General features: G+C 64.2%; 25 protein-coding genes. 10 read left to right on the top strand and 15 right to left on the bottom strand.

Going from position 1 to position 26,957, the window contains the following annotated elements; genetic code table 11:
• Positions 1-122: 122 nt before the first annotated feature.
• The 6 genes from A9X04_RS07375 to A9X04_RS07350 are packed head-to-tail and all read left to right on the top strand — an operon-like array spanning position 123 to position 5,204.
• Positions 123-1,262 (top strand): MCE family protein, encoded by a 1,140-nt coding sequence (locus A9X04_RS07375; RefSeq protein ID WP_082962481.1) that lies wholly within the window; start codon positions 123-125, stop codon positions 1,260-1,262.
• 1 nt (position 1,263) lies between these two features.
• Positions 1,264-2,733, top strand: a complete 1,470-nt coding sequence (locus A9X04_RS07370) for an MCE family protein (protein WP_067918992.1) — start codon at positions 1,264-1,266, stop codon at positions 2,731-2,733.
• Positions 2,697-3,428 (top strand): mammalian cell entry protein, encoded by a 732-nt coding sequence (locus tag A9X04_RS30845; protein ID WP_197509078.1) that lies wholly within the window; start codon positions 2,697-2,699, stop codon positions 3,426-3,428. Before A9X04_RS07370 ends, A9X04_RS30845 begins: the two co-directional genes overlap by 37 nt.
• A complete protein-coding gene (locus tag A9X04_RS07360) occupies positions 3,425-4,036 on the top strand; it encodes a hypothetical protein (RefSeq protein ID WP_067918991.1) in 612 nt (203 codons plus the stop codon). Before A9X04_RS30845 ends, A9X04_RS07360 begins: the two co-directional genes overlap by 4 nt.
• Before the next feature lie 44 nt (positions 4,037-4,080).
• Positions 4,081-4,797, top strand: coding sequence for a CAP domain-containing protein (locus A9X04_RS07355; protein ID WP_231984243.1), 717 nt, complete (start codon positions 4,081-4,083; stop codon positions 4,795-4,797).
• Positions 4,798-4,841: 44 nt separating this feature from the next.
• Complete coding sequence (locus tag A9X04_RS07350) at positions 4,842-5,204, top strand: DUF732 domain-containing protein (RefSeq protein WP_082962479.1); 363 nt, start codon at positions 4,842-4,844, stop codon at positions 5,202-5,204.
• 120 nt (positions 5,205-5,324) lie between these two features.
• Here A9X04_RS07350 and A9X04_RS07345 read toward each other — a convergent pair whose 3' ends face one another.
• Genes A9X04_RS07345 through A9X04_RS07305 form a run of 9 tightly spaced genes read right to left on the bottom strand, consistent with a single transcriptional unit; the run spans position 5,325 to position 14,277 of the window.
• Positions 5,325-6,257, bottom strand: coding sequence for a VOC family protein (locus A9X04_RS07345; RefSeq protein WP_067918989.1), 933 nt, complete (start codon positions 6,255-6,257; stop codon positions 5,325-5,327).
• A complete protein-coding gene (locus tag A9X04_RS07340; protein WP_369828926.1) occupies positions 6,254-6,859 on the bottom strand; it encodes an isochorismatase family protein in 606 nt (201 codons plus the stop codon). Before A9X04_RS07340 ends, A9X04_RS07345 begins: the two co-directional genes overlap by 4 nt.
• Before the next feature lie 28 nt (positions 6,860-6,887).
• Complete coding sequence (locus A9X04_RS07335) at positions 6,888-7,718, bottom strand: mycofactocin-coupled SDR family oxidoreductase (RefSeq protein ID WP_255396478.1); 831 nt, start codon at positions 7,716-7,718, stop codon at positions 6,888-6,890.
• Positions 7,715-8,926, bottom strand: a complete 1,212-nt coding sequence (locus tag A9X04_RS07330; protein ID WP_067918987.1) for a CaiB/BaiF CoA-transferase family protein — start codon at positions 8,924-8,926, stop codon at positions 7,715-7,717. Before A9X04_RS07330 ends, A9X04_RS07335 begins: the two co-directional genes overlap by 4 nt.
• Positions 8,923-10,416 carry an aldehyde dehydrogenase family protein gene (locus A9X04_RS07325; RefSeq protein ID WP_067918986.1) on the bottom strand — a complete coding sequence of 498 codons (1,494 nt, stop codon included), beginning with the start codon at positions 10,414-10,416 and terminating at the stop codon, positions 8,923-8,925. The genes A9X04_RS07330 and A9X04_RS07325 overlap by 4 nt, the downstream gene beginning before the upstream one ends.
• Before the next feature lie 36 nt (positions 10,417-10,452).
• Positions 10,453-11,622, bottom strand: coding sequence for a cytochrome P450 (locus tag A9X04_RS07320; protein ID WP_067918985.1), 1,170 nt, complete (start codon positions 11,620-11,622; stop codon positions 10,453-10,455).
• Positions 11,623-11,647: 25 nt separating this feature from the next.
• Positions 11,648-11,866 carry a hypothetical protein gene (locus A9X04_RS07315; protein ID WP_067918984.1) on the bottom strand — a complete coding sequence of 73 codons (219 nt, stop codon included), beginning with the start codon at positions 11,864-11,866 and terminating at the stop codon, positions 11,648-11,650.
• Complete coding sequence (locus A9X04_RS07310) at positions 11,866-13,017, bottom strand: amidohydrolase family protein (RefSeq protein WP_156764251.1); 1,152 nt, start codon at positions 13,015-13,017, stop codon at positions 11,866-11,868. The genes A9X04_RS07315 and A9X04_RS07310 overlap by 1 nt, the downstream gene beginning before the upstream one ends.
• A gap of 30 nt (positions 13,018-13,047) precedes the next feature.
• A complete protein-coding gene (locus A9X04_RS07305) occupies positions 13,048-14,277 on the bottom strand; it encodes an amidohydrolase family protein (protein ID WP_067918983.1) in 1,230 nt (409 codons plus the stop codon).
• A gap of 144 nt (positions 14,278-14,421) precedes the next feature.
• Between A9X04_RS07305 and A9X04_RS07300 the strand changes: the two genes are divergently transcribed.
• From A9X04_RS07300 to A9X04_RS07285, 4 genes are all read left to right on the top strand, one after another.
• Positions 14,422-15,027: a TetR/AcrR family transcriptional regulator gene (locus tag A9X04_RS07300; protein ID WP_067918993.1), complete on the top strand. Its 606-nt coding sequence runs from the start codon at positions 14,422-14,424 to the stop codon at positions 15,025-15,027.
• Positions 15,028-15,395: 368 nt separating this feature from the next.
• Entirely contained in the window at positions 15,396-15,833 is a 438-nt protein-coding gene (locus A9X04_RS07295) for an MmpS family transport accessory protein (RefSeq protein WP_067918982.1), read from the top strand.
• Positions 15,830-18,697 carry an RND family transporter gene (locus A9X04_RS07290; RefSeq protein WP_082974852.1) on the top strand — a complete coding sequence of 956 codons (2,868 nt, stop codon included), beginning with the start codon at positions 15,830-15,832 and terminating at the stop codon, positions 18,695-18,697. The genes A9X04_RS07295 and A9X04_RS07290 overlap by 4 nt, the downstream gene beginning before the upstream one ends.
• Before the next feature lie 62 nt (positions 18,698-18,759).
• On the top strand, positions 18,760-19,377 hold the full coding sequence (locus tag A9X04_RS07285; protein ID WP_067918981.1) for a TetR/AcrR family transcriptional regulator: 618 nt from the start codon (positions 18,760-18,762) through the stop codon (positions 19,375-19,377).
• Positions 19,378-19,510: 133 nt separating this feature from the next.
• On the opposite strand, the gene A9X04_RS07280 is transcribed toward A9X04_RS07285, so the two are convergent.
• The 6 genes from A9X04_RS07280 to A9X04_RS07255 form a co-directional block, all read right to left on the bottom strand.
• Positions 19,511-20,290, bottom strand: a complete 780-nt coding sequence (locus tag A9X04_RS07280) for an enoyl-CoA hydratase/isomerase family protein (RefSeq protein ID WP_067918980.1) — start codon at positions 20,288-20,290, stop codon at positions 19,511-19,513.
• A gap of 173 nt (positions 20,291-20,463) precedes the next feature.
• Positions 20,464-21,639, bottom strand: coding sequence for a thiolase family protein (locus tag A9X04_RS07275; RefSeq protein ID WP_067918979.1), 1,176 nt, complete (start codon positions 21,637-21,639; stop codon positions 20,464-20,466).
• Between the two features lie 166 nt (positions 21,640-21,805).
• A complete protein-coding gene (locus tag A9X04_RS07270) occupies positions 21,806-22,000 on the bottom strand; it encodes a ferredoxin (RefSeq protein WP_067918978.1) in 195 nt (64 codons plus the stop codon).
• 197 nt (positions 22,001-22,197) lie between these two features.
• The gene (locus A9X04_RS07265) at positions 22,198-23,661 is read right to left on the bottom strand and encodes an aldehyde dehydrogenase family protein (RefSeq protein WP_067918977.1); all 1,464 of its coding nucleotides are present in this window, start codon (positions 23,659-23,661) and stop codon (positions 22,198-22,200) included.
• 506 nt (positions 23,662-24,167) lie between these two features.
• Entirely contained in the window at positions 24,168-25,658 is a 1,491-nt protein-coding gene (locus tag A9X04_RS07260) for an aldehyde dehydrogenase (RefSeq protein WP_067918976.1), read from the bottom strand.
• 14 nt (positions 25,659-25,672) lie between these two features.
• On the bottom strand, positions 25,673-26,957 hold a 1,285-nt coding region (locus tag A9X04_RS07255), incomplete at its 5' end, for a class I adenylate-forming enzyme family protein (RefSeq protein WP_067918975.1).

The following is a 26,957-nucleotide window of genomic DNA, read 5'->3' as shown; positions in this document are numbered from 1 at the left end:
CTTCGTTGATATCCGGCGGCACGGAGGCCCGGCTAAGCGGTATGACATCACCGTCCCCCAGCGACGCCGACTGACCCCGCCGCGGGACTGTCCGGCCTGATGACGCCCCCCGGAGGGGGATCGTGAGGCGGGCGGCATGGACGCGAGGCGCGTTCCTGGGCCTGGCGGTGCTGACCACGGTTGTCTTATCGGGTTGCGAATGGCGAGGGTTGAACTCGTTGCCGCTGCCCGGCACTGCCGGGGAAGGGCCCGGCTCCTATACTGTGCAGGCGCAGCTACCCGACATCACTACCCTGCAACAGAATTCGCGCGTGCGTGTCGGTGACGTCACGGTGGGTAATGTGACCAAGATCGAGCGCCAGGGCTGGCACGCACTGGTCACGCTGCGGCTCGCCGGAACCGTCCACCTGCCGGCTAACGCCACCGCCAAGCTCGGTCAGACAAGCCTGCTGGGCTCGGTGCACATCGAACTGGCGCCGCCAACCGACGTTGCGCCGCACGGGAACCTCCACGAAGGGTCGCTGATTCCGCTGTCATCAGCCGGCATGTACCCGACTACCGAGCAGACCCTCTCGGCTGCCTCTTTGCTGCTCAACGGCGGCGGACTCGGGCAGATTCAGGAGATCACCCAGTCCCTGAGTACGGCGTTCGCCGGGCGGGAACACGACTTGCGCAGCCTCATACACCAGCTGGACACGTTCATCGGCTATCTGAACGACCAATCGGACGAGATCATCTCCGCCACGGACAAACTCAACAACCTCGTCGGCCAGTTCGCCGCAGACCAACCGGTGGTGAACCGCGCACTACAAACCGTCCCCAACGCGCTGGCGGTGCTCAAAGACCAGCGCGCCCATTTGGTCGACGCGGCGGATCAGCTCGGCAAGTTCAGCGCGCTCACCGCCAAGGCCGTCAACCAGACCAAGGAGAGCCTGGTGGCCGAGCTGCACCAGATCGGGCCGGTGCTTGAGTCGCTTGCCAATGCCGGCCCCGCACTTACGCGCTCGCTGAGCCAGCTGCTCACCTATCCATGGCCCAACGAAACGCTCGACAAGTGGCTCCGCGGGGATTACGCGAATCTCACGGCGATCTTCGACTTGACCTTGAGCCGTTTGGACGCAGGCCTATTCACCGGCACCCGATGGGAAGGAAACCTGACCGAACTGGAGATGCAATGGGGCCGCACCATTGGCCAGATGCCAAGCCCCTACACCGCGGGTAACCCGCTCATCGCGCCATACCGTTGGGATCAAGGGCCGTGACATGAACTTAACCCGAAGAATCAAGATCCAGTTGGCCGTCTTCGCCGTCGTGGCGCTCACCTCTGTAGCGATCATCGGCTTTGGCTACATGCAGCTGCCGTCGCTGCTGTTCGGGGTGGGTCACTACACCGTGACGGTGGATCTGCCCGAGGCCGCCAACCTGTATTCATCAGGCAACGTGACATACCGCGGCACTGAAGTAGGGCGTGTCACCTCGGTACATCTCACTAATGACGGTGTGGCCGCCGAGCTTTCACTGCGATCTGACGTGCGCATACCTTCAGATCTTGATGCCCAGGTGCATAGCCAAACCGCGGTCGGTGAACAATACGTCGCGTTGCTGCCGCGAAACGCAACATCGCGGCCGCTGAGGGACGGTGATGTCATACCGCTTAGCCGGGCCTCCGTGCCGCCGGATATCAACAACCTGCTCGACGCCGCAAACCGGGGCATTGCAGCAATCCCGAACGACAATCTGAAGACCGTCGTCGACGAGAGTTTCACCGCATTCGGGGGATTGGGCCCGGAATTCTCGCGTTTCGTCAGAGGATCGACCTCGTTGGCCATCGACGCCCGTCACGATGTCGACGCGCTCACCACGTTGATCGACGGCGCGGGGCCAGTTCTCGACACCCAGAGCGAAACCAAGGATTCGGTGCAGGCGTGGGCGTCGCACCTGGCGACGATCACCGGTGAGCTGCAGACCCAGGATCGTGCTGTCGCGGGCATTCTCCGCAAGGTGCCCGCGGCCGCGGATGAGGTGCAGGCCCTTTTCGATCGGCTCAATCCAACGTTGCCGACTCTGCTGGCCAACCTGGTCAGCGTCGAGCAGGTCGCGGTTACCTATTCGAACGACCTCGAACAGTTGCTGGTGCTTCTGCCCCTCGGGATCGGCGACATCGCCGCGGCCAGCGTGCCCGACCAAGATCTCAAGACGGCATACCGGGGTATATATCTGAGTTTTCACTTGAACCTCAATGTCCCGCGGCCGTGCACGACAGGATTCCTTCCGGCCCAGCAGCGCCGTGTCCCAGTCTCCGCGGACTATCCGGACCGCCCAGCAGGGGACATGTATTGCCGGATCCCGCACGACGCCACCTTCAACGTGCGCGGCGCCCGGAACATCCCCTGCGAAACGGTGCCGGGCAAGCGGGCGCCGACCGTGAAAATGTGCGAAAGCGACGAGCAGTACGTGCCGCTCAACGACGGTGACAGTTGGAAAGGTGACCCCAACGCTACCCTGTCGGGTCAAGACGTCCCCCAACTCAGTCCGGCAATTCCGCCGCGGGCGGCGCCACCGCCGACCGCCCAGCCGCCGCCGGTGCCGGCGATCGCCGCGGCCGCATACGATCCCGTAACCGGCACCTATGTCGGTCCTGACGGGAATGTTTACACCCAAACCGATTTGGCTCAAAACACCCCGAAGGAGCAGACGTGGCAATCAATGCTGATGCCGCCGAAGGGCCGGTGAACGGGTCGTCCCATTTGCTGACAAATACGGCCACAAGGCTTACTGCGCTGGCCGACCGGCCGGATCGAGATGACCCCGAACCGGGTTCCGACGGCGGCGACACCGCCGTGGCATCGGGCGAGGAGGCACGCGATGATCCGGATGTTATCGGCGACGAAGACGACGCCGACGTCATGGCCGACGGCGACGACGAATCGGGGCCCAGCGTCTCGGTGCCCCGCACATGGCCTGCATTGGTAATTGGACTCGTTGCCGTTGTGGCGCTCGGCGGACTGGGTGGCTGGTTGGGGTACGGTGTCTACCGAGACCGCCAGGATGGCATGCTGCGTGCTGCGTTCCTCACGGCGGGCAGGCAGGGTGCGCTCAACCTGACCACCATCGACTACACCCATGCCGACGCCGACGTCCAGCGCATCCTGGATTCCTCGACAGGCCAGTTCCGCGAGGACTTCTCGAAACACGCCCCGGCGTTCATCGACGTGGTCAAGCGTGCGCAATCCAAGACCCATGGCAGCATCACCGACGCCGGATTGGAGTCCAGCACCGGAGAGTCCGCCCGCGTCCTGGTGGCGGTATCGGTCAATACAACGAACGTCGGCGCGTCCGATCAGGCACCGCGGCACTGGCGGATGCGCGTCGACGTCCAGAAAGTTGGTGACACGATGAAGGTTTCGAACGTTGGGTTTGTGCCATGATGCGCCTGAACCGCCACAAATTGCGGATCGAAGAACACGAACCCCGCGACGATGCGCCGAACGTAGACGAGCACCCACCTGGTACCGACGCAGGGGCCGAGGACATCGCACTGGTAAGACGGCGCTCTCGCGTCCAGTCCGCGCTGGTGTTCGGCTTGCTGCCCGGATTGGCGATGCTCCTCGCCGGGGGCGTTGGATACCTGAAATGGCAGAAGACTACCGACACCGAAATACGCTCCGCCCAAATCGAATCCGTTCAGGCGGCGAGCGAGAGCACGGTCAAGATTCTGACTTACAGTCCCGACAGCGTCGACCGCGAGCTGCAGGCAGCCCGCGACCGGCTCACCGGAAACTTCCGCGATGCCTACACCCAGCTGACCCACGACGTCGTGATCCCGGGGTCCAAAGAGAAGAAGATCGCGGCCGTTGCCACAGTGCCCGCCGCCGCATCGATATCGGCGAGTCCCAATCGCGCGGTGGTCATGGTGTTTGTCAACCAGAGCATTACGGTCGGCAACGACCCACCGTCCACCACCGCCTCGACAGTAAGGGTCACCGTGGATAGGCGCGACAACCATTGGCTCATATCCGACTTCGCGCCCATCTAAGCATCGGTCAACCAGCCGGTGATCAGAGAAAGGAAGAGCCGATGATTCACCGAACATGCGCCGCCGTGCAGGCGGTGACCGCTCCCGTGCTCCTGGTAGTCGGGGCAGCTCTGACCATGCCGGCCGCCCATGCCGACAACGACAACAACACCCTTGTGCCGAACAACAAGCGGCTCAATGACGGGGTGCTTGCCAACGTCTACACCGCACAGCGTCAGGCTGGTTGCCAGCACGACGTCAACCCCAATCCGCAGCTTCAACTGGCCGCCCAGCGGCACACCGACGACCTGATGAACAACCGCAACCTTGACGGCAACGTCGGCTCAGATGGCTCGAGCCCGCAAGACCGGGCCGATGCCGCCGGCTACCGCGGTCCGGTCGCCGAAACGGTGGCGATCAACCCAGCGCTCTCCATCAACGGTGTCGAAATCCTCAACCAGTGGTTCAACGACCCAGCATCCCGAGCGACTATGTCGGACTGCGCGAACACCCAAGTCGGGGTGTGGTCGGAGAACAGCCTCAGCCGGACCGTCGTTGTCGCCGTCTACGGACACCCGCAGCAACCAGACCCGCCCCGGCATCCGACGCAGCCGGGACAGTCAGGCCAGCCCGCCCAGCCCCTCGACGTTCTTGCCGAAGCTCCGGCGGCCATGGATCCAACCCCCGACTACGACGCTAGCGATGAGCTGCAATTCGGCCTGAGCTGGCTGCCCTGGATCCTCAGGGGCGCATACCCACCCCCCGGCTATCCACCGCAGTAGGCGGACTGGCGATGCGTCGCCACAGGTCTGTAAAGGACAACAGGATGAATTGGCGGAAGTCGCGAGTCATCTCGGGCATCTTCGCTGCTGGGATTGGCGTCGTAGTCGAGGCGCCGTTCGCGAACGCGGCGCCCGCACCCGAAGTTGAATACGTCTACGACGTCATGGTGCGACGCCACTACAACTTTCCGAACAACGATGCAATTGGCTACGGCCACGGCATCTGCGACAAGGTGAGTGGCGGCGAAACGTATCCCCAAGTGATGGGCGATGTAAAACGCGACGTGACCCCTAACGACGAGTACGCGGCAAATTACCTGGTCTCCTACGCGGTGAATATCCTTTGCCCCGAACAGATCTGGCAGCTGAGAAACTCCGCCGCGCACTACCAGCCTCCGGCGCCCTAATCCTGAGCAAGCACGGCGTCGTGATTGCGCAGGCCGGGCCGTACGTGATGGGCACAGCGCCGTTCCCACCGAGCGCCTCGGCTCGGGTCCGGTGTAGCCCGTCTTGTGCCCGGCCGCTTGCTATGCGAAGTGCTCTAGCGGTCGTTCGACGTATTCGATGACAGTGCCCTCGGGTGCGGTGAGGAACGCGATGTGCAGGCCGGCGATCGGGGTGCCGGGCAGGGGACACCAAATCGGTCCGCGCACGACGATGTCCTCGGCCGTGGCGGCGATCGCGCGCGGCATTTTCTCTACGCGTAACGCGCACCGGTAGAGCCCCTGTTCATTGTGCTGCTTGACCACCGGCCGTGCGCGTGCGGCCGGTTGCGTCAGGCACAGCCTCGCGGTGTGACCGTCTTCGGCCAGCCCGAGGTGGCACACCCGCACATCGTCGGAATCGTCGACGTCGAGACCGAGATCGCGCAATCGCACCGTCCGGGGGCGGGCCTCACCGAGCGGGTTGAAGCCAATGCTCGTGTAGAACCGTAGCGACTCGTCAAGGTCGGCGCAGGTGACACGCGCTCCGGCGAATTGCACGCGACCGGTCGCGCCGCCCCTCATGTCCGCGAGTTCTACGACTAGTCCGTCGGGGCCGACCGCGACGGCGGCGGGCGCACCAGTGATCAGGCCGACAGCATCCTCGGACAGGACGTGATAGCCGTGGTCGCGGATCATCTCGACGGTGCGCCCACGATCGGCGACGCGGAAGGCCAATGCGCTGAGCCCGCCCGACGCAGCGTCGGGCGCACTGCAGGCCGCAGTAGCCGGATCGAGCCAGTGGATGACCTCGATTGCGCAGGAGAATCGGGGGCCGCGGCTGTCGTAGAAGAACCGGGTGTCGCAGCGGACTTTGCCCGGCAGCCCCAGGATCTCACCGTCGACCAACTCGTCTGGGTCCTTTTGCATCTGCAGAACCAGGCCGAGGCAGTCGGCCAGGAACGCCTGCGCGGCTTCGGCGTTGGCGGTGTTGAGGTTGACATGCAGGAATCGGCGGGCCAGATCGGTCGCTGTCATGAGGATCTTGCGGGCTCCGCGACATCGACGGTCCATGACGCGATGAGCTCGTCCGTAGTGGTCAGGCGACCGAGCATCGCGATCGTGTGAGTGAGCACCTGCTGGCCGTAGTCGGGCGGCGTCCCCGCGACAGCGTCACGCGCCACGATGAGGTGGAAGCCCGCGTCGGACAGCTGCCCGGCGGTAACGGGCAGTGCCAGATTCAACGAAACACCGGCCAGCACAACAGTGTCCACGCCGAGCCTTCTCAGCACCGCAAGCAGGTCGGTGTCGAGCGTCGGAAATAGGCCGTGGTGGCGCGGCACCACCACGTCAGTGGGTGCCAACAGCTCGGGAACGACCTGTGTGGCCGGTACGCCGGGCTCCCAGTCGGCGGTGGCGGGCGCCAATATCCGCCAAATCCTCGCCGTACCGACTGGCTGAGCATCGTGCGCTCCCTCGTACGTCGCGTGCACGACGTGTACGCCCGCGATACGCGCCGCGTCGAGTAGCCGCTGCAGCTCGGTGACGAGCCCGGGACAGTCCTGCGCGAGCCGCGGGAGCAGCGAATCGCGCCCGAGCACACCGGTTTGGCATTCGACACAGCACCTCGACACGGTCACGGTGGACAGCAGGCAATGGCACCATCACTTAACGTCGGACGTCCATGCCGGCGTCGACCTTCAGCACGCTTCCGGTGAACGACCGGCCCGCCTCCGATATCAGGAACAGCACTGCGTTGCTGACGTCCTTCGATTCGATCAGCGGAAGATCGGGCAGTGCAGTCTGCATCGCGTTGGCGAGATTCGGGTTCTGCTCGATCACCTTGAACAGGGTGGGATTGTCGGTGACCATCGGCGTGGCACAGTTGGTCGGCGCGACGGCATTGACCCGAATACGGTGGGGTGCGAGCAGATTGGCGTACGACTGGACCAGGCCGGTGATCGCCAGCTTAGACATGTTGTAGGCGTCAGAGCCCCCGGAGCCGTCCGTGAGGTTCAGTAGGGCGGCCATCGAGCTCGTTGCGATCAGGTTGCCGCCCTGGCCGCGCTCCTTGAGGTGTTCGATGGCCACCTGAAAGGTGTTCCACACACCGATGAGCATGATGTCGATGCCGACCCGCAGCGCCTCGGAGGCGTCGCGCTCGTCGGGGTTGCTCAGGATCACCCCGGCGTTCGCCAACACGGTGTCGATGTGGCCGAGTTCGTTCACGCCGTCGTCGAAGGCGGCTTGCAGCGCCGCCTTATCACGTACATCGGCGGCACGCACGATCATGCGCTGACCTGTCTTCTCCACTAACCGCGCCGTCTCCTGCAGATCCTCGTATGTCCCCAGCTTGTACGGCACCACGTCGAGGTCCGCGCAGATGTCGACGCCGACGATGTCGGCACCCTCCTCGGCGCACATGACCGCGTGCGATCTGCCCTGACCGCGCGCGGCGCCGGTGATGAACATCACGCGGCCATCCAACACTCCGCTCACAACACGACCGCCTTCACCTTTAAATCGATGATTTCTTCCTGGCTGAAGCCCAATTCGGCCAGCAGCGCGTCGGTGTGCTCACCGTGACCGGGCGCGCGGGTCAACCGCAGCGGCGTCTCGTCGAACTGCACGGGGCTTGCCGCCAAGGCGAATTCGTTGCCCTGGGCATCCCTGGTGCGCGGCAGATAGCCGTTGGCGACCGCCTGCGGATCGGTGTGGACGTCGTGGGCGGTGTGCATGACATCCCAGACCCCGTCGAACCCGCTGAAAGCCTTCTCCCAGTGACAGAGGTCCTGTGTGCCGAAGGCGGCGCGCAGCTCGGCGACGCAGTCAACGCGGTTGGCGAACCGCGCTGCGGCAGTCGCGAATCGCTCGTCGTCAACGAGGTCGTCGCGTCCCAGCCGGGAACAGAACTCGGCCCAGAACCGATCAGCCTGCAGCAGCACGAAGGCGATGAACCTGCCATCGCGTGTCCGGTAGACGCTGGCGACCGGATTCGGCATCGCGTCTAGCTGGAACTTGGGAATGTCATTGCCCAGCACCCCGGCGCCGACGATGTCGGGTCCCAGCTGCCACACCGCGGCGCCCAACAGGGAGACGTCGACGACCGACGGTTCACCGGTGCGTTCCCGCTTCACCAGGGCGCCCGCGATGCCGCCGGCGATCGCCAGCCCGCCGTACACGTCGCCGAACGCGGGCCGCTGCAGCGGCGGGTACGACCCGTCGCCTGTCCGGTAGGCCTCGCCGATTCCGCCGCGCGCCCAGTAGGCCGCCAGGTCGAAGCCTCCCCGGTCGGCCATGTCACCCTTGGTGCCATAGCCGTGCCCGCGGGCGTAGATGATTTTCGGGTTTCGGGCGCGGACCTGCTCGACATCCACACCCATCCGCCGGCGCGAACCCGGCAAGAGGTTGGTCAGAAAGACGTCGGCGGTTTCGAGCAGCCGCATCAGCAGCTCGAGCCCGTCAGGATTCGAGGTGTCCAGGCCGATGCTGCGCTTGCCGCGGTTGGGCTGCTCAACGAAGTGATTGACCCCGCCGCTGCCGGGCACCACCCCCGAATTGATCAGGCCGCGCTGGGGGTCACCGGTTTCGGGGTGCTCGATCTTGATAACGTCGGCACCCCAGTCGGCCAGCACCGCGCCGGCGGCGGGGACGAACGTCCACGCGGCCAGCTCGACCACGCGGATCCCGCGCAGGATGTCGGTCACTTCGGGTACCCGATCACTTTGGTCTGCAGGTACTGCTCGAACCCCTCGATTCCGTTCTGCCGGCCGATGCCGCTGCGCTTGTACCCCCCGAACGGTGCATCGGCGCCGTAATACATCGCGCCGTTGACCATCATCGAGCCGGTGCGGATGCGGCGGGCCACCGCCATGGCCCGGTCGGGTGAGCCCATCACCGCGCCCGCCAATCCGTAGGTCGAGTTGTTGGCCAGCTCGACCGCGCCGTCGTCACCGTTGTCGTACGGCGTGATCGTCAGCACCGGGCCGAAGATCTCCTCGGCGAAGATCCGCATATCGGCAGTGACATCGGCGACAACCGTCGGCGCGACGAAATAGCCGCGCTCACAATCCTCTGGTACACCACCACCGACGGTCAGCCGGGCGCCCTGTTGCCGACCGCTCTCGATGCAGCGAAGCACGCGGTCGCGCTGCTTGGCAGATACCAGCGGACCGCAGAAGTTGGCCGGGTCGGCGGGATCGCCGACACCGATCGCCGCGAACGTGGCGGTGGCGACCTCGACGGCCTGCTCATAATGTGCGCGCGGCACGAGCATCCTGGTGGTCAATGCACAACCCTGTCCCGAGTGGATCAGCGCACCCATACACCCCGGCAACGCGAGGGCCATGTCGGCGTCATCGAGCACGATGTAGGCGGACTTCCCGCCCAGCTCAAGGAGATTGCGTTTCATGGTGGCCGCCGACAGCTGCTGGATCAACTCGCCGACGGCAGTCGACCCGGTGAACGAGATCATGTCGACGGCCGGGTCGGTGAGCAACCGTTGGGCGACGGTGTTGTCCGAGGTGGGCACAATGTTGACGACACCGGCAGGGATGTCGGTTTTTTCCGCGATGATGCGACCCCAGCGCAGCGCAGTCCACGGTGTTTCGATGGCAGGCTTGAGCACCACCGTGTTGCCGGTGGCCAGCGCCTGGCCCATCTTGTTGCTGATGATCTCGAACGGGAAATTCCACGGCGTGATGGCCCCGACCACGCCGATCGGTTCCTTGACGACAACCCGGTTGTAGGGCACCCCAAGCTTCGCGTCCTCGGCGAGCATGCGCTCCCACGGGAACCGGGCGATCAGCTCCGCGGGCCAGTGCACCGCATCGGCCAGCGGCCAGTCCAGCTGCGCGATGTAGGTGGAGGACACCGGAGCGCCGGCCTCGGCCACGAGTTCCGCTCGCATGTCTTCTTTTTCGTACTGCAGCGCGTCGTGTAGCTGATGAAGGCAGTGCCGGCGGAAATCCCGGTTTGTCGACCATTCGGTGGTGTCGAACGCCCGGCGGGCGGCCGCGATCGCCTCAGCCATGTCCTCGGCGCCGGCGTCGGCGGCCACGCCGAGAACCTCCTCGTTGGCAGGGTTGATGTTGTCGATGACCTGACCGCTCGACGCGTCGCGCAGCCGGCCGTCGATAAACATCCGGGGTTCGGGATGGAAATCGACAGCACTGGTCGGCATTGGTGCGATCGTCATTGGCGCTACCTCCGTGCTGGCGTTATCGGTGCTGTCTCAACGTGCTTCCCAGTGCAGCGGCAGACTGGTGAGCGAATAGGTATTGGCCGGCCAGCCGATCCGCGGTCGGAAACCCGGCTCGAGCTCGAAATCCGGGATGCGCCGCAACCACTCTTCGATGATGAGGTTCAGTTCCATGCGTGCCAGGTGGGCCCCAAGGCAGCGGTGCGGTCCACCGCCGAAACCCCAGTGCCGGTGAACTTTTCCGTCCATCAGCACCTCATTTCCCGACGTGGCGTCGCTGCCGTCGCGGTTGATCGCGGCGATCAGTAACCGCACCGGAGTGTCGGCCGGCAGCGTGACGCCGCCGACGGTGACTTCCCGGGTCGTCATTCGCGGCAGGATCGGCGCCGGTGGCTCCAGCCGGACGATCTCCTCGACGAAGACCTTTATCAGCTCGGGATCCTCCCGCAGCGCGGACCGCAGGTCGGGTCGGCGGGCCAGCTCCAGCAGCGCGAAACCGATTGCCGCCGTGACGGTGTCCAGTCCGGCCAGCACGAACAGAAAGCTCAGTCCGACCGCTTCGGCGTCGTCGAGGGGCTCCTCGCCCGTCAGCACCGCCGACAAGACGTCGGAGCCCGGGTTGGCGCGGCGCTCGTTGATCGCCGCACTCAGGTAGGCGAACAGCTCCAGAGCAGGCCCGAGATCGTGGTCTTCCAGCGTCGTGCCGCTGTCGGCGAGCTCGATGACAGCGTCCTTCCACTTCACGAGCTTGGCGCGATCGGCCAACGGCAGGCCGTAGAGCGTGAGGAACACCTGCGACGGGTACGGCATTGCCAACTCGGTGACGACGTCGGCATGCCCGTGCGGCGCAAGTGCCTCAATCATTCCGACCGCCTGCTGCTGCAGCGCCGGCAACATCGCGCCCAGGGTGTGCGGGCTGAAGAAGGGCTGCAGGATCTTGCGGAACCGGGTGTGCTCGGGCGGATCGAACGAAATCGGCACCAGCGGCAGGGGACTGCCAAGGGTGTCGAACGCCTTCTTCGACGAGAAGATCTCGGGGTTGCGCAGCGCGTGTAGCACGTCGTCACGGCGGGTCAGGTAGTACCAACCGTGCATCAGGACGACGGGCCCCATGTCGCGGAGGTTGTCCCAACCGACTTTTCGGTCGTCGGCCATCGGCAACGACTCATACTCGAGCTCCGGCACTGCATGCACGCTGGTCATCCGAACAACTCTCCTTGCTTGAGAATCAGTCCTGGTTGTGCAGGTAGGCGTCGAGTTCACCGCGAACCGACTCCATGGCGGCCAGCCGCCGTGTGACCGAGCGGATCTCCGCCTCATCGGCTGGGTATTGCAATGTCGCAAGCCGGCTTTGGGTGCGAACGATCGCGTCGTCGAGCCGGTCCCGCGCCTCGTCTTTGGTCAGCAGATCCTGGTCGGCCCAGTCCTCCACCTCCCGCGCGTCCATCAGGCCGCCCGCGGGAAGTTGTAGAACTCGCGCGCGTTCAATTCCACCATCCGGTGTGCCTCGTCGTCGGGCACGTCCTTGAGGGTCTCGGCGGCGCGTTCACGGCTCTGCGGCCAATACGAGTCCGAATGCGGGTAATCGCACTCCCACGTAATGCGGTCGACGCCGATGAAGTCACGTACCTCAACCCCGAAGTCGTCTTCGATGAAGCAGCCGTGGATGTGCTTCTTGAACAGTTCGCTCGGCGGATGCTCCTGGTTGATGTTGTTGTAGAAACGGTGCTTGCGCCACACGCTGTCGCAGCGTTCCAAAATGTATGGAATCCAGCCTATTCCGCCTTCGGACAGACCGATCTTGAGCCTCGGATGACGGTAGAGCGTATTCGAGAACAGCCAGTCGGTCATCGCCGTCATCGACATCGTCCCCATCAGGGCGATGAACACGGCGAACGGCGCGTCCGGCGCGATCGGGGGCGGAAAGCCGCCGGAGCCGAAGTGCTGTGCCAGTACCATCCCGGTCTCTTCGACGGCCGACAGGACCGGATCCCAGTGATCGGAATGCACCGACGGCAGCCCCAGCCTGTCCGGGAGGTCGGGGAACGTCACCGTCTTGGCGCCCTTCTCGGCGACTCGGTGGATCTCCGCGACGCTTGCGTCGATATCCCAAAAGGGCAGCATCGCAACGGGGATGAACCGGTCCGGCGCAGTGGCTGCCCACTCATCGAGATGAAAATCATTCCACGCCCGTGAGCAAAGGCGGGCGAGCTCCTTGTCCTCCCCTTCCGCGAATACCGCGCCGGCGAACCGTGGGAAGGACGGGAAACACGTCATCGCCTGCACGCCATCGATATCCATGTCAGCAACGCGTGCCTTGGGGTCGTAGCAGCCCGGGATCATGTCGTCGTAGTGCACCGGCTCGACGCCGTAGTCCTGGGGCTTCTTGCCGGCCACCGCGTTCAGGCCGACGTAGGGGTAGATGCGGTCCTCGTACTGCCACACCTGGGTCAATGCCCCGGTGTCGGGACGTTCGAAATCGATGATCTTCGGCCCCGCATCGAGGTATTTGCGGGGGAGCCGGTCGCTCCACACAGTCGGGTGCTCGATCAGATGGTCGTCGACCGAGATCAGCTGCATCCACGGCTGCAACGGCATCGGCGTTCTCCTTGCGTCGCTTCGAAGTTCTCAGGCGGAGGCCAGCTGCGGTGGTCTCATGGCGTCCGGGTTGGGATTCGCAATCGGCAGCCCCATAAAGCGGCGGGCGTTGTCGCCCATGAAGTCGTAGGTGCGTCGTTCGTCCATGCCTTCGGCGTATTCGTAGAACCGTTTGGGAGTTGCCAGGCCCTCCGGGTGCGGGTAGTCGGAACCGAACAGCACCTTGTCCCAGCCCACCGTCTCGACCACCTCGGCCACCGAGCCCTCCCAGAACGGGCTAACCCAGACGTTGCGGCGGAATACGTCAAGCGGATGCTCCTCGAAGTTTTGCGGCATCTTGGTGTAGATGTCGTCGAGATCGTGAAAGAGGGGCTTGATCCACGAGCTGCCGTTCTCCACGCTGGCGATGCGCAGTCCCGGGAACCGGGTCAGCGTGCCGTGGCATATCAGGCTGGCGATCATGTCGGATATCTCTCTGTGCCCCAACACAACCCACCGGAAGGCACTCATTTCCATGAAGCTGTTCGTGTCGGGCGGTTCCCACTGGTTGATATAGCCGTCGAGCGGCGGCTGGCTCGCGTGCAGGACGATTGGCAAGCCCGCGGCTTCGACATCGCGCCAGAACGGGTCGAACTCGGGCATTGCGGGAGAGCGCCACCCGCGAAACCCCTTAACCGGGGAGGGTTTGAGCAACGCCACTTTGGCGCCGTTGTCCAGGATGTACTCGAGCTCCCGGCGTGCGCCGTCCACCTCGGCGCAGTTGATCACCGGCGTCATGAATAGCCGGTCGGCGTAGGTGAACTGCCAGTGTTCCAGCATCCACTGATTGAGCGCGTGGATCATCGCCATGGTGAGCTCGGGATCCTCGGCTGCCGAATGCTCGACGAGGTTGGCCAGTGTCGGATAGACCAGCGTCTCGCGGACCTCTTGGCGGTCCAATTCCCTGACCCGGTCCTCGGGATTTCGACTCGCCGGAGGTGCCTCAATCGCCGCGCCCTGCATCTCGCGTAACGTCAGCCCCTCAGGGTTGTGACCTGAATAGAACTTCTCGTGCGAGCCCGGTGCAGCGACCCGGTCGAAGGTGGGGTTGGGGATGTACTCGGTGATCTGGCCCAGGATCGCGATACGGGTCCGCCGACCCACCTGGACGAACTGCACGGCCTTGGCGAAGCGGTCGGGGAGATATTTCGTCAACGCACCGGGTGTTTCGTACATGTGCTGGTCGGCGTCGAAGATCGGTGCGTCGGTCATCGGCTTCATCGCTGTCTCTTTCGGATCGGTGTACGAATCTGAGCTTGGACTCACTTGACGCCTGTGTCAAGTACGTGCCGCATCAGCCGCTGCGGTATCCTTCTGAGCGTGAGATATTGCGGCTTGACGACATCGTCACCTATGGTGGCGGACATGACGGTGACGCAAGGGAAAAGGCCCGCCGATGGGTCGGAAGAGGCCGGGCGTGGGGAGCGGACCCGGGCGCTGATTCTCGAGGCGAGCCGAAAGTTGTTCCTTCAGCGCGGCTTCGCCGGCACACCCGTCAACGCGATCACCGAGGCCTGTGGCATTTCGCGCGCCGGCTTCTACACGTACTTCAAGGACAAAGAAGAGATCTTCGCCGTCCTGGGCGAGAGCGCCTACCGCGACGTGATGGCGGTGTTGAAACGGTTAGACAGTGTGCCCCGGCCGTTCACGGCGGAAGCTCTGCGTTCATGGGTCGGCGAGTACTTCGCGTTTCTGGACCGCCACGGGGCATTCGTGTTGGGCGCCTGGCATTCGTCGCCCGAGGAGGAGGCGTTCCGGCGCTCGCGCAACCGTACGGTAAGCCGATCAGCCTTCAAGCTCGGACAGGCGATCGCCGGGCCGGGCGATCACTCGCCTGAGGTCGTGGGTATAGCCGTGCTCGGGATGTTGGACCGCGCCTGGCACGCCGAAAAGATCCAGGTCGTCGCCGTCGAAAGAGACGAGGTGATCAGCGCGCTGGCCGACATGATCTTGCGACTGGCCAACGAGTAGGACCGGTGCCGCGGCAGCGAAGATGCGTTGGCCCCGGAATGCTTCAATCTTCTGAATCCGCTCTTTCCGACCCGGTAGAGACGACTGCTGGACTGCCGCGAAGCTGAACGTTGCGACATCGCCTGTGGCGCAGCGCTGAAGCTGCGCCGCTGATACCCATCCGTAATCGGTCAGACCAGATGATAAGGCGGAACGCTTTGCGCGCCCCCACAGCCTAGGCACTACCGAACGGGGCGCGCCGCCATGCTGTACAGTTCACGGTGAGGACGGAACCTGAGTTCCGCACTTGCCGAGGACTGCCGTCGCGGTCTCAGCACTGCCTTCGGTGGAGCACCAAGCCCCGAGCTGGCAGGCGTCAGGGGAAGAATATGTTTCGAACAGTCAAGCGGGCATGGATCCCGTTGCTTCTTATCGTCGTTGTCACCTTGGGCGGTTACGTGGTCGTTCGCATTCGTGACACCTTCGGCGTCAACGGTGTGACGCCAGTGGGCGAGGCTAACGCAGATAATACGAAACCCTTTAATCCCAAGCATATTACGTATGAGATCACCAGCGCGACGGGCGGGAATGTGAACGTCAACTATTTGGATGAAAACGGGCAGCCGCATCTTGTCGACTCCGCACCGTTGCCGTGGTCGTACACCATCGTGACGACGCTGCCGTCGATGTCGGCCAACATCGTTGCCCAGGGCAGCTCCCAGGTGAACGCCATCCGGTGCCGGGTCATCGTTGACGGTCAGGTGCGCGACGATCGTCGCAGCGACGAGTACCAGCCGTTCATCTACTGCTTGGTGAAAGCGGTATGAGCGCAACCCATTCGATTCCGGGCCGACCAGTGATCGCACGGGTGATCCGTGCCCTGTCGTTGCCGATCGTATTGTTCTGGGCCCTGCTCGCGGTTGGCCTTGGCCTGATCTCGCCCTCACTGGACGACGTCGCGGCCCAACATTCAGTGCCGATGACCCCAAAAGACGCGCCGGCGTTCAAGTCGATGATGCACATCGGCCGGGTGTTCAAGGAGTTCAGTTCGGACTCCTCGGCGATGGTGGTGCTGGAGAGCCAAGAGAAACTGGGCGACAGCGCGCACCAGTTCTACGACCGGATCGTGGCCAAGCTCAAGGCTGACACCGCGCATGTGCAGCATGTCCAGGACTTTTGGGGCGACCCGTTGACCGCTGCCGGTTCGCAGAGTGCGGACGGCAAGGCGGCTTACGTGCAGGTGTTCCTCGACGGTGATCAGGGCACCACGCCCAGCCACGAATCGGTCACCGCGGTGCGCAAGATCGTCTCCGAGGTACCCGCGCCGCCGGGTGTCAAGGCGTATGTGGCCGGTAACACCGTGCTCAACGCCGACGTCAGCGTCGTCGGGCACAAGAGCATGGCGACCATGGCGCTGGTCTCGATCGGCGTCATTTTCGGGATGCTGCTGCTTGTCTACCGCTCGATCGGCACGACCATCCTATGCCTGGTGGTGATCGGCATCGAACTATTTGCGGCACAAGGTGTCACCGCCACAGCGGGTAACCTGAACTTCATCGGTCTGACCCCTTACGCGGTGAGTATGGTGACCATGCTGAGCATCGCGGCGGGGACCGATTACCTCATCTTCCTGCTGGGTCGCTATCACGAGGCCCGGGCCCTGGGCCAGGAGCGAGAAGAAGCCTTCTATACGGCCTATCGCGGCGTGTCGCATGTCATCTTGGGTTCGGGTTTGACCATTGTGGGCGCCTGTGTGTGCTTGACGGCGACCCGGTTGCCGTATTTCCAGACGATGGGTCTGCCCTGTGCGATCGCGCTGCTGACGATCGTGACCGCGGCGCTGACACTGGCGCCGGCCGTCCTGGCGGTGGGCTCTCGATTCGGGCTTTTCGACCCGAAAGGCAATCTCTCCACGCGTAATTGGCGCAAGGTTGGAACCGCCGTGGTGCGCTGGCCGATACCGATCATTGTCGTGACGACGATGATCGCCATCATCGGTTTCGTCAGCCTGATGACCTACGTGCCCAATTACAACGACCAAAAATTCACGCCCCCTAATATGCCCGCCAATGTCGCGTACGCCGCCGCCGATCAACACTTCTCGCCGGCACGCATGAACCCTGAACTGCTCATGGTCGAAGCCGACCATGACCTGCGGGACCCGGCGGACATGCTGGTGGTCGATCGGATCGCCAAGAGCGTGTTTCACCTGCGGGGCATTGAACGGGTGCAGACCATCACCCGGCCGCTGGGGGCCCCGATCGAGCACAGTTCGATTCCCTTTCAGATTGCCATGCAGAACTCCAGCACCTTGCAGACAGCAAAGTTCATGAACGACAACATGGCGCACATGCTCGAGCAGGCCGACGAACTGGGTAAGACGGTCGCCACTTTGGAACACATGTACGGGGTGATGCGCGAGCTCACCGCAACGACACACAGCATGGTGGGCAAGACCCACGACATGGTGGATACCACCAACCAATTGCGCGACCGAATGGCGGATTTCGAAGACTTCTGGCGACCGATCCGCTCGTACTTCTATTGGGAACGACATTGCTTCGATATTCCGATCTGCTGGTCCTTACGGTCGGTCTTCGACGCTCTGGACGGAATTGATGATCTCGCCGATCAACTCGAAGGGCTCAGTGGCGATCTCGACCACCTCGATCGGTTGATGCCCCAACTGCTGGCCGATCTCCCGCCCACCATCGCCTCGATGAAGGCGATGCGAGACTTCATGCTCTCCACACACAGCACGATGGCCGGCATCCAGTCACACATGCAAGAAGCCGCCGAGGGCTCGACCCTGATGGGACAGTACTTCGACGAAGCCAAGAATGATGACTCGTTCTATCTGCCACCAGAAGTCTTCAAAAGCCCAGATTTCGAACGTGGGCTGAAGATGTTTGTCTCCCCAGACGGCAAGGCCGTCCGGTTCATCATCACCCATCAAGGCGACCCCGCCACGGTCGAGGGCATCCAACACGTCAAGGGAATCAAAGACGCGGTCGCCGACGCCATCAAGGGCACCCCGCTGGAGACCTCGAAGGTGTATCTGGCCGGGATGGCATCGATGTACAGCGATATGCAAGAGGGAGTGAACATTGACCTGATGGTCGCCGGGATCGCCGCGCTCATCCTGATCTTCGGCATCATGCTGCTCATCACCCGCAGCCTGGTGGCGGCACTGGTGATCGTCGGCACGGTCGCCGCCTCACTGGGCACCGCCTGTGGTCTGTCGGTCCTGCTCTGGCAAGACATCACCGGCCTCGGCATGCAATGGATCGTGTTGCCGTTGTCGATCGTGATCCTTCTCGCGGTGGGTTCGGACTACAACCTGCTGGTGGTGTCCAGGCTCAAAGAAGAAATACATGCCGGGCTCAACACCGGAATCATCCGCGGCATGGGAGCTTCCGGGCGGGTGGTCACCGCGGCCGGCATGGTGTTCGCGTTCACCATGATGTCGATGATCGTCAGCGAGCTCCGCGTAATCGGACAGCTGGGCACCACCATCGGCCTGGGCCTCCTGGTCGACACCCTGATCGTGCGCTCGTTCATGACCCCGTCGATCGCCGCCGCGCTCGGGCACTGGTTCTGGTGGCCGCTGAACACCTACCGCACCAAGCGGGCCCCGCGTGCCACCGACGAGGAGCGCACGGCCCCCATCCCACAGCTGACGGCCCCATGAAACTCACCTGCCGGTCTGTCACACTGTCGACGACAAGGTTGTCGGTTGACGGATCAGGGCCCATGACAGAAGCGGAATCAAAACTGCGGCAACGCACCGAGGGCCGCTTGGACCGGTCCCGCGATCCGGCCATTCTCAACGCCGCCCTAGCCGCCTTGACGGAATATGGTTATCACGCCACCAACATGAATGACATCGCGGCACGGGCAGGCGTCGGCAAGGCCGCCATCTACCGGCGCTGGTCCTCCAAAGCCGCGCTGATGACCGATGCTTTGGTGTACTGGCGACCCGACCTCTGCAGCGTCGACGTCCCCGACACGGGCACCCTGGAAGGCGATCTGGACGCCCTCGTCGAACGCGTCAAACGCAACGACAGCAGCCTGGTCAGCAATGACCTGGTGTTGCGAGTCGCGATGGAAGCGGCACACGAACCCGAACTCGCCTCGGCGCTTGATGACCTCATGCTCGGCAAAGGCAAACGCACGATTACCGCGATCCTTGCGCAAGCCGCCGACCGCGGCGAACTCTCGGCCGACCGCGACTGGTCGCTGGTGGCGGACGTTCTCGGAGCGATGGGTCTGCTGCAGGTTGCCCGCGGACAAAGCGTCGACGCCAATTTCGTCCGCGAGGTGATCGATACCCTGGTCTTGCCTGCAGTGCGCGCACCGACAAGCGAATAACTTCAGCGCGTCGGCTCTCTCGAGGATTACGCCGGGCCCATGCGTGTCGACCCACAGTCCGTTCGATGGCTGACCACGTGATCAGCCCAGGGGTTATCTCGTCCCGGTTGTTATATGCGGTCTTATTCCGGCACTAGCCCTTCCCTACGTCTGCTTTTGCCGCCAAGTCACGCGCGATCCTGGCCACCTCGGGTTGGCTGAAGGAGACCTCCTCGGCGGCAAGCGCATAGGGAAGGACCCGCCCTGCCGCCGCATTGAGGTGCAAGTTGACCGCGCGCTTGGTGTCCTGCAACGCCTGCGCCGGATGCGCGGCAAGCTTGTGGGCGAGTTCGAGTGCGGCGGGCATGAGTTCCTCTGGAGCCAACACCTTGTTGGCCAAGCCAATCTCCTTGGCGTCTTTTGCGAAGATGCGCTCCCCGGTGAACAGATACTCTTTGGCGCGCAGGATGCTCATCATTGCGGGCCACGTGATAGCTCCACCGTCGCCGGCGACCAGACCCATGGTGACATGTGTGTCGGCAATGAATGCGGTATCCGCCATGTATACGATGTCGGCCATCGTGGCCAGGCTGGCACCGAGCCCGACTGCGGGGCCGTTGATCGCCGCGATGACCGGCAGGTGAAAGCGCAGCATTTCGGTGACCAGCCGGGCGGCTTCGCGCATGCCGTGCCGCCGCCGATCAACGTTGGTGACCTTCTCGAGGAAGCCGGACACGTCGCCCCCGGCGCAGAACGCCCGCCCCGCGCCGGTGAGCACCACGACGCGCGCCTCCCAGTCGCTGGCGATCCGCTGCCATACGTTGCACAGCTCCAGATGAAGTTCATGGGAGAGCGCATTGAGGCTGTCGGGTTTGTTCAGTGTGACGATACGGACCGCCCCGTCAGACTCGATCTTGAGGATTTCGTCGCTCATGGTGTCTTGCTCCTTAGGTCGGGCCCATTTCGCTCTCCGTAGCGTGGCCGGTTGCACACACCGTTGCCGCGCGCAGGGAGCACGCCGAAAGCGCCGGGGTGTGCTGGGCGCCGTCCGCGGCGAGGTCGGACGATTGGCCCGATGCGCGGTGGTCTGGCCTTCGTCGACGGTCGTCAAGAAACCTCGATGACCATGGCGGCACCCATTCCGCCGCCGGCGCACATCGATACGACGCCGATCCCGCCGCCGCGCCGCCGGAGTTCGTACGTAGCAGAAGTCACCATGCGGGCACCAGTGGCGGCGATCGGGTGGCCGAGGCTGATCCCTGATCCGTACACGTTGACCAAGTCCTCGTCGAGGTCGAGCGCCCGCGAGCAGGCCACCGCTTGCGCTGCGAATGCCTCGTTGATCTCAAACAGGTCAACGTCTTTGAGGCTCAATCCGGCCAGCGCTAGGGCCTTCGGAATGGCCTCGATGGGGCCGCTTCCCGTGCGGTTGGGCGGCACACCGACCTGTGCCCACGACAGAATCCCCGCCATCGCGTCGGGAAAATCCTCGGGCCTGGCGAGTGCGACGACTGCGGCGGCGTCATTCATGCCCGAGCTGTTGCCCGCCGTCACGGTGAAGCCGGGGATCTCCGGGTGCAGGACCTTGAGGCCGCCAAGGATTTCCATCGATGTGTCCGGCCGCGGATGCTCGTCCTCGCCGAAGACGGCGGTCGACCCATCCTGACGTGGCACGTCGAGGGGGACAATCTCATCGACGAACGATCCCGAGTCCCGTGCCTTGACGGCGCGCTGGTGGCTGCGCAATGCCCACGCGTCTTGGTCCTCGCGGGTGATCCCGTATTGCGTCGCGCAGTTGTGAGCGACCGTGATGGACATGTCCATCGCCGGAGCGTCTTCGGTCGGGGGGTGTGAGAGCGAGACCCAGGGATCGTCGTATTCGTCCTTCGTGAAGGGCTTGCGCTTCCGGGTCACCGGAGTGGTGGATAAAGACTCCATGCCGCCGGCAAGGACTGCACAGCTCATCCCCGCGGCAATGTGTCCGGCGCCGATCGCGATCGCCGAAAGACTGGAAGCGCATTGCCGATTTACGGCCACGCCGGGGATATCAGTCAGGCCGAGCTCGACGGCGATGTATCGGGCGGAGTCTCCACCGCCCTGCATTACCTCGGCCAAGACGAAGTCGTCGAAGTCGCTCGGCACAAGACCAGATCGTTCGATGACCGCCGTCGTCACGGGCTTGGCGAGTTCTACCGCGGGCATGTTCGCCAACGTTCCCTTGCGAGCGGTGCCGATGGCGCTACGGCCGACGGCGACGATCGATGCCTTGATACGTGACGGCACGGTTCCTCCGAGGTCGGGACGTTAATTCTCAAGATAGCTATGTGAACAAATTGCGCGCTGGGAGGGTATCCCGCGCCACGGGAGTCATTGCACCGCCGAATCGCGTTGTGCTTGCGCCAAACTCACCGAAACACCATCGATCGTTGCGCGGCACCGCGACTGCGCCTCAATCCTCGTCAAGGACGAGTGCGCGTTCGGGGCAGGCGCCCGCTCCTGCGCGTGCGGTCTCGACGTCTTGCGGTGCGATCTCCGTCGCCGTCAGCGACGAGTAGCCGCTGTCATCGAGTGGGAACATGTCCTGATTGACGCCGTAGCACTGCGCGTGGCCGACACAGTGTTCACGTTGCAGCCGTAACTTCATGGCGAATCACCTCCGGATCGTGTCGCCTCGCCGCGGCAACGCGACGGCGACACTCTGAAAGAGTAGAAACATTTGCCTTTTCGACCTCATTCTACCGAACCGCCCCGGCGGTCGCTCGGCCGTGGGGAAGACCCCGGCCGTGCCGCGTCCCCTGGGGGTAACCCGGCACGGCCGATCTCGACGGGCACTGTCCTGGCTCAGCAGGGGCTGGCGATGGTCTTGATACGGAGGTACTCCGCGAAGCCCTCGACGCCGTGCTCGACACCGACGCCGCTGATACCCCATCCGCCGAATGGTCCGTCGGGCGAGAGGTAGAAGGAGTTGTTGATGTTGACCGTGCCGGCATTGAGTCGTCCGGCGACCGCCCACGCCCGCTCCTCGTCGGCGGACTGGACGTAGGCCGACAGACCGTAGCGGGAGTTGTTGGCCACTCGCACCGCCTCATCGTCATCACCTTCGTACCGGACGACCGTCAGTACGGGGCCGAAGACCTCGTTCTGTGCGATCTCCGCGTTCTCGTCGACGTCGACCACCAGGGTCGGCTCGTACCAGAACCCCTTGTCGCGATCGCCGCGCTTGCCGCCGACGGGCACTTTGGCTCCGGCCTGCTTCGCGCGGTTGACTAGACCCTCCATCCGATCGACCTGCTCTGCCCGGATGATCGGGCCAACGATGTTGTTCGGCTCGGTCGGGTCACCCCAGGGCATGTTCCCGATGTTGGCCGTCAGCCGCTCGACGACGTCGTCGTAGATGGATTCGTGGACCACCATGCGGGTTGGCAGCGCGCACCCCTGACCGCTGGTTGCCATGCACATGAATGTGCCCATAGCGCAGGAAGAATCGAGGTCGGCGTCGGGAAGCAGCACGTTGGCCGACTTACCGCCCAACTCCAGGACGACCTTGCGGCTCCCGATGGCCGCGCGCTGTTGAATTCGTTCGCCGACGCCGGGGGAGCCTGTGAAGTGATACAGATCCACACGCGGATCGCCGGTGAGGGCATCACCGGCGATGGCCTTGTCCGCTGAGCTGATCGTGTTGACTGCGCCGGCCGGAATATCGGTGTGTTCGGCGATCAGCTGAACCATGCGCGATGCGGTCAGCGGTGTATCTGGGGCGCTCTTGAGCACGACGGCGTTCCCGGCGGCGAGGCTGTGGTGGATCTTCCAGATCGCGGTCATGAAAGGGGCATTCCACGGGGTGATAGCCCCAACCACGCCGTACGGCTGGTAGCGTACGCGCCGGTTGGATCGCATTCCCAGAAGTTCGTAGGGCCCCAGCTCGCGCTCCCAGGGGAACGACGTGGCCAGGTCATTGAAAAAGTCCATTCCCTCGATCATCGCGTCGACGTGCGTGCCCATCACCGCGGTGCACACACCTGCTTCCGATGTCACGATGGTGCGCAGCTCCTCGACGTCCTTGCGAAGTGCTTGCTGGAATTGCTCGAGGCAGCGGCGCCGGAACGCGTGGTCGGTGGCCCACGTCGTCTCGTCGGCTACCCGTCGGGCAGCCGTGACCGCGTCGGCCACGTCCTCTGGGCCGGCATCGGCGGCGGCGGCCACCACCGATTCATCCGCGGGATTGATTACGTCGTAACGCTTGCCCGAGCGGGCTTCTCGGAACTCTCCGTCGATGAACAGCCTGCCCTCGTATCCAGCACCCATGGCACCCAAACCTCTCCCGCGAAGCTCAACGGCATTCGCACGCTCTAATAGGACACTCATTTGGCAGACTAGCGTGATGGCAGTCACCGCACAATGGGCCCCTGCGAGTGATGTGGCGCTTGACGGAATCTGCTGTCGGAGCAGGAGTCGACGGCGTTGTCCACGGCCAGGCCGCGGGGCACAGGAACCACTGATCATCCCGATGGGTATCCTTTAATCAGTCGATGGCAGCACACGTCGCGGTGCTGTCGTCGCGCTGTCGGGTAGGCCTACGTTCACTGCTTGGTAGACGCCGTCACCGGGGGCAGCGCCCACAAGCCCGTGGCGCCGAGCCCAGGGCTGCGGATTGTCGACACGACCGGGGCCGTTGGAAGGCGTCGTAGTCGAGGCCGGCCTTCACTGGTAGCTCCTCGTCGTCCCTGAAAGGCGTAGTGTGCGGGCAGTTCGTCGAGAGCGGTCGGATCGTCGACGGAGACGCAGGGGGACGGCGTCGCCGTCGACACCCATCATCCGAGGGTGAACGGGTCTCGGGTGGCGCCGCTCAGCTCGACCCAGATCGCCTTGGTCTCGGTGAACTCGTGAATGGCGTCGGCGCCGTTCTCGCGGCCGATTCCGCTGTGCCCCATGCCACCGAAGGGAACTTGCGGGGCGACCGCCCGGTAGCAGTTCACCCATACCGTTCCGGCGCGCAGTCCCGCCGCCACGCGGTGGGCACGGTGCACGTCGTTGGTCCACACGCCGCTGGCAAGACCGAACGGGGTGGCGTTGGCCATCTCGACCGCCTCGTCCTCGTCGGTGAACGTCATCACAGCCAGGACCGGGCCGAAGACTTCCTCGGCGACGGCCCGCATCGACGGGTCGACGCCGGTCAGCACGGTGGGTTTGACGAAGAAGCCGCCGAATTCGGTCGCGGGTTCACCGCCGCACGCGATTGTCGCGCCCTGTGCCCGGGCCGCGGCGAAGTGTTCGAGCACCTTCTCGTACTGGACCTTGTTGGACACCGGCCCCATCTCGGTGGTCGCCGCTTTCGGATCGCCCAGTCTGATGCTCGCGGCGCGGGCGACCACACGATCGACCAAGGCGTCGGCGACGTCGCGATGGACCAGCAGGCGGGACCCGGCCAGGCAGGTTTGCCCCGTTGCCGCGAAGACGCCGGCGATGATGCCGTTGGCCGCCGCATCGAGATCGGCGTCGGGGAACACCACCTGGGCGGACTTGCCTCCGAGTTCCAACGTGAAGCGCGCCATGTGCTCGATTGCCGCGCGCCCTACCGCGATTCCGGTCGATGTGGAACCGGTGAAGGCGATCTTGTCTATGTCAGGATGGGCGGCCAGCGCGGCACCGGTTGCCGGGCCCCAGCCGGTGACGACGTTGACCACTCCAGGTGGAAACCCGGCCTTGGCGAAGAGCTCGGCAAACGCCAGCGTCGACGTAGGCGTGTGCTCGCTCGGTTTGATGACGAACGTGCATCCGGCCGCCAGGCCCGCGGCTAGCTTCCACGTCAGCAGCAACAGCGGGGAGTTCCACGGCGTGATGGCCCCGACCACCCCGACGGGCTCGTTGCGCGTATAGACGAGGTAGTTGGATTTGTCGGTGGGGATGACTTGACCGTGCACCTTGTCGGCGAGCCCGCCGAAGTACCTGTAATAGTCAGGCAGCGAACGCATTTGGCCCACCATCTCGCGGGCCAACTTGCCTCCGTCGCGCACTTCGAGTTCGGCCAGCGTTTCCGCTTCGGCGGCGATGACGTCCGCGAGCCTGAGTAGCAGGGCGCCGCGCGCCGTCGGTGTGAGCTCCCCCCATGGCCCCCGCAACGCGGCGCGCGCCGCAGCGACGGCGGTGTCGACGTCTGAGGCGCCACCATCGGGTATCCGCACCCATGGTTGTCCGCTGTAGGGGTCGATGCTGTCGAATGTGGCCCCTGATTTGGCAGGGACGCGTTGCCCATTGATGAGCAGCTGGTACTCGGGCAGCGCGTCGGTGAGTGCTCGCGTCATGGTTGATCCCTCGCCTAGTCCGCTGATTGCTGGTGGGCGATGACGGCATCGGGCTGCGTCGCGTCGAGGTCTTCGCGGATCCGGCCCTTGAGGATCTTGCCTGCCGGCCCGAGGGGCAATTCGTTGCGATAAGCGAATCGGCGGGGTTGCTTGTACCCGGCCAGCTGTTCACGACACACAGTGCTGAGCTCGGCAGTCAAAGCCTCGAGGTCGGTATATGACGGGTGCGGCACGACCACGGCCACCGGGGTCTCGCCCCATTCGGCGTCCGGCACGCCGACCACCGCGACCAGCTCGACTCCGTCACATTGGGCGATGACCCGTTCGATCTCGGCCGGGTACACGTTGAAGCCGCCGGAGATGATCATGTCGGTCTTGCGTCCGGTGACGTGCAGATAGTTATCTGCATCGAGGTATCCCATGTCCCCGGTGCGCACGCCATCAGCGCGGAAGGTGGCGGCGGTTTGCTCGGGCTGGTTCCAGTAGCCCATGGCGTTGGCCGGGCTTTCGATGACAATCTCGCCGACTTCGTGTGCCGGAAGCGAACGTCCCTCGGCGTCGCAGATCCGGATCACGCACATCGGCGTTTCGCGTCCACACGACGTCAGGATCGAATTCCGCCCGGCGACAATGTCGCGGTGGTCCTGTGGCGTCAGGATGGTGGCCTGTCCACCGCACTCGGTCAGACCATACCGTTGCTGCAAGTCGCAGCCGAGCAACCTCATTGCCCGTTCGGCCAAGCCGGGCGGGACTGGTGCCGACCCGTAGGAGATGCGGCGCAGGCTCGAAAGGTCGCGCGGTGGACCCGACTCGATCATGGCTAGCGTGCGTTGCAGCATCGTGGGGATGAATGTGGTGAAGGTGATTTTATGGTGTTCGATTTCGTCCAAGGCGCGTTCTGGTTCGAAGCGTTGATGGATCACCATCGTCTGGCCGAGGTATAGCCAGGACACGGTGCGCAGCATTCCGCCGGCGGTGAAGAACGGCGTGGTTGCCAACATGACGTCGGATGCCTGCGCCTCGGTCGCCAGGTTCGTATCGGCCGCCTGGTAAAGCAGGGCACGGTGAGCGTGCATGACCCCCTTGGCCCGGCCAGTCGTCCCGCTGGTGTAGAGGATGACGGCCATATCGTCGGGCGACGTCGCGCATGGCGGTGCGGCAGGGGACGCGTTGGCCAGGCGGCGCTCGTAGTCGTTGCCAATCATGAACGGGTCCAAGGTATCCAGCGGGACGGCGAACCTGTCGAATTGGTCGCCGTGCACGATGGCGGCGCGGGCACCCGAGTCATCCACGATGTGC

Origin of the sequence: Mycobacterium sp. E3247, from assembly GCF_001667785.1 — a bacterium.
Classification (GTDB): Bacteria; Actinomycetota; Actinomycetes; order Mycobacteriales; family Mycobacteriaceae; genus Mycobacterium.
Note: the sequence above shows the minus strand (reverse complement) of the source record. Positions and strands in the feature narration are given on the sequence as shown.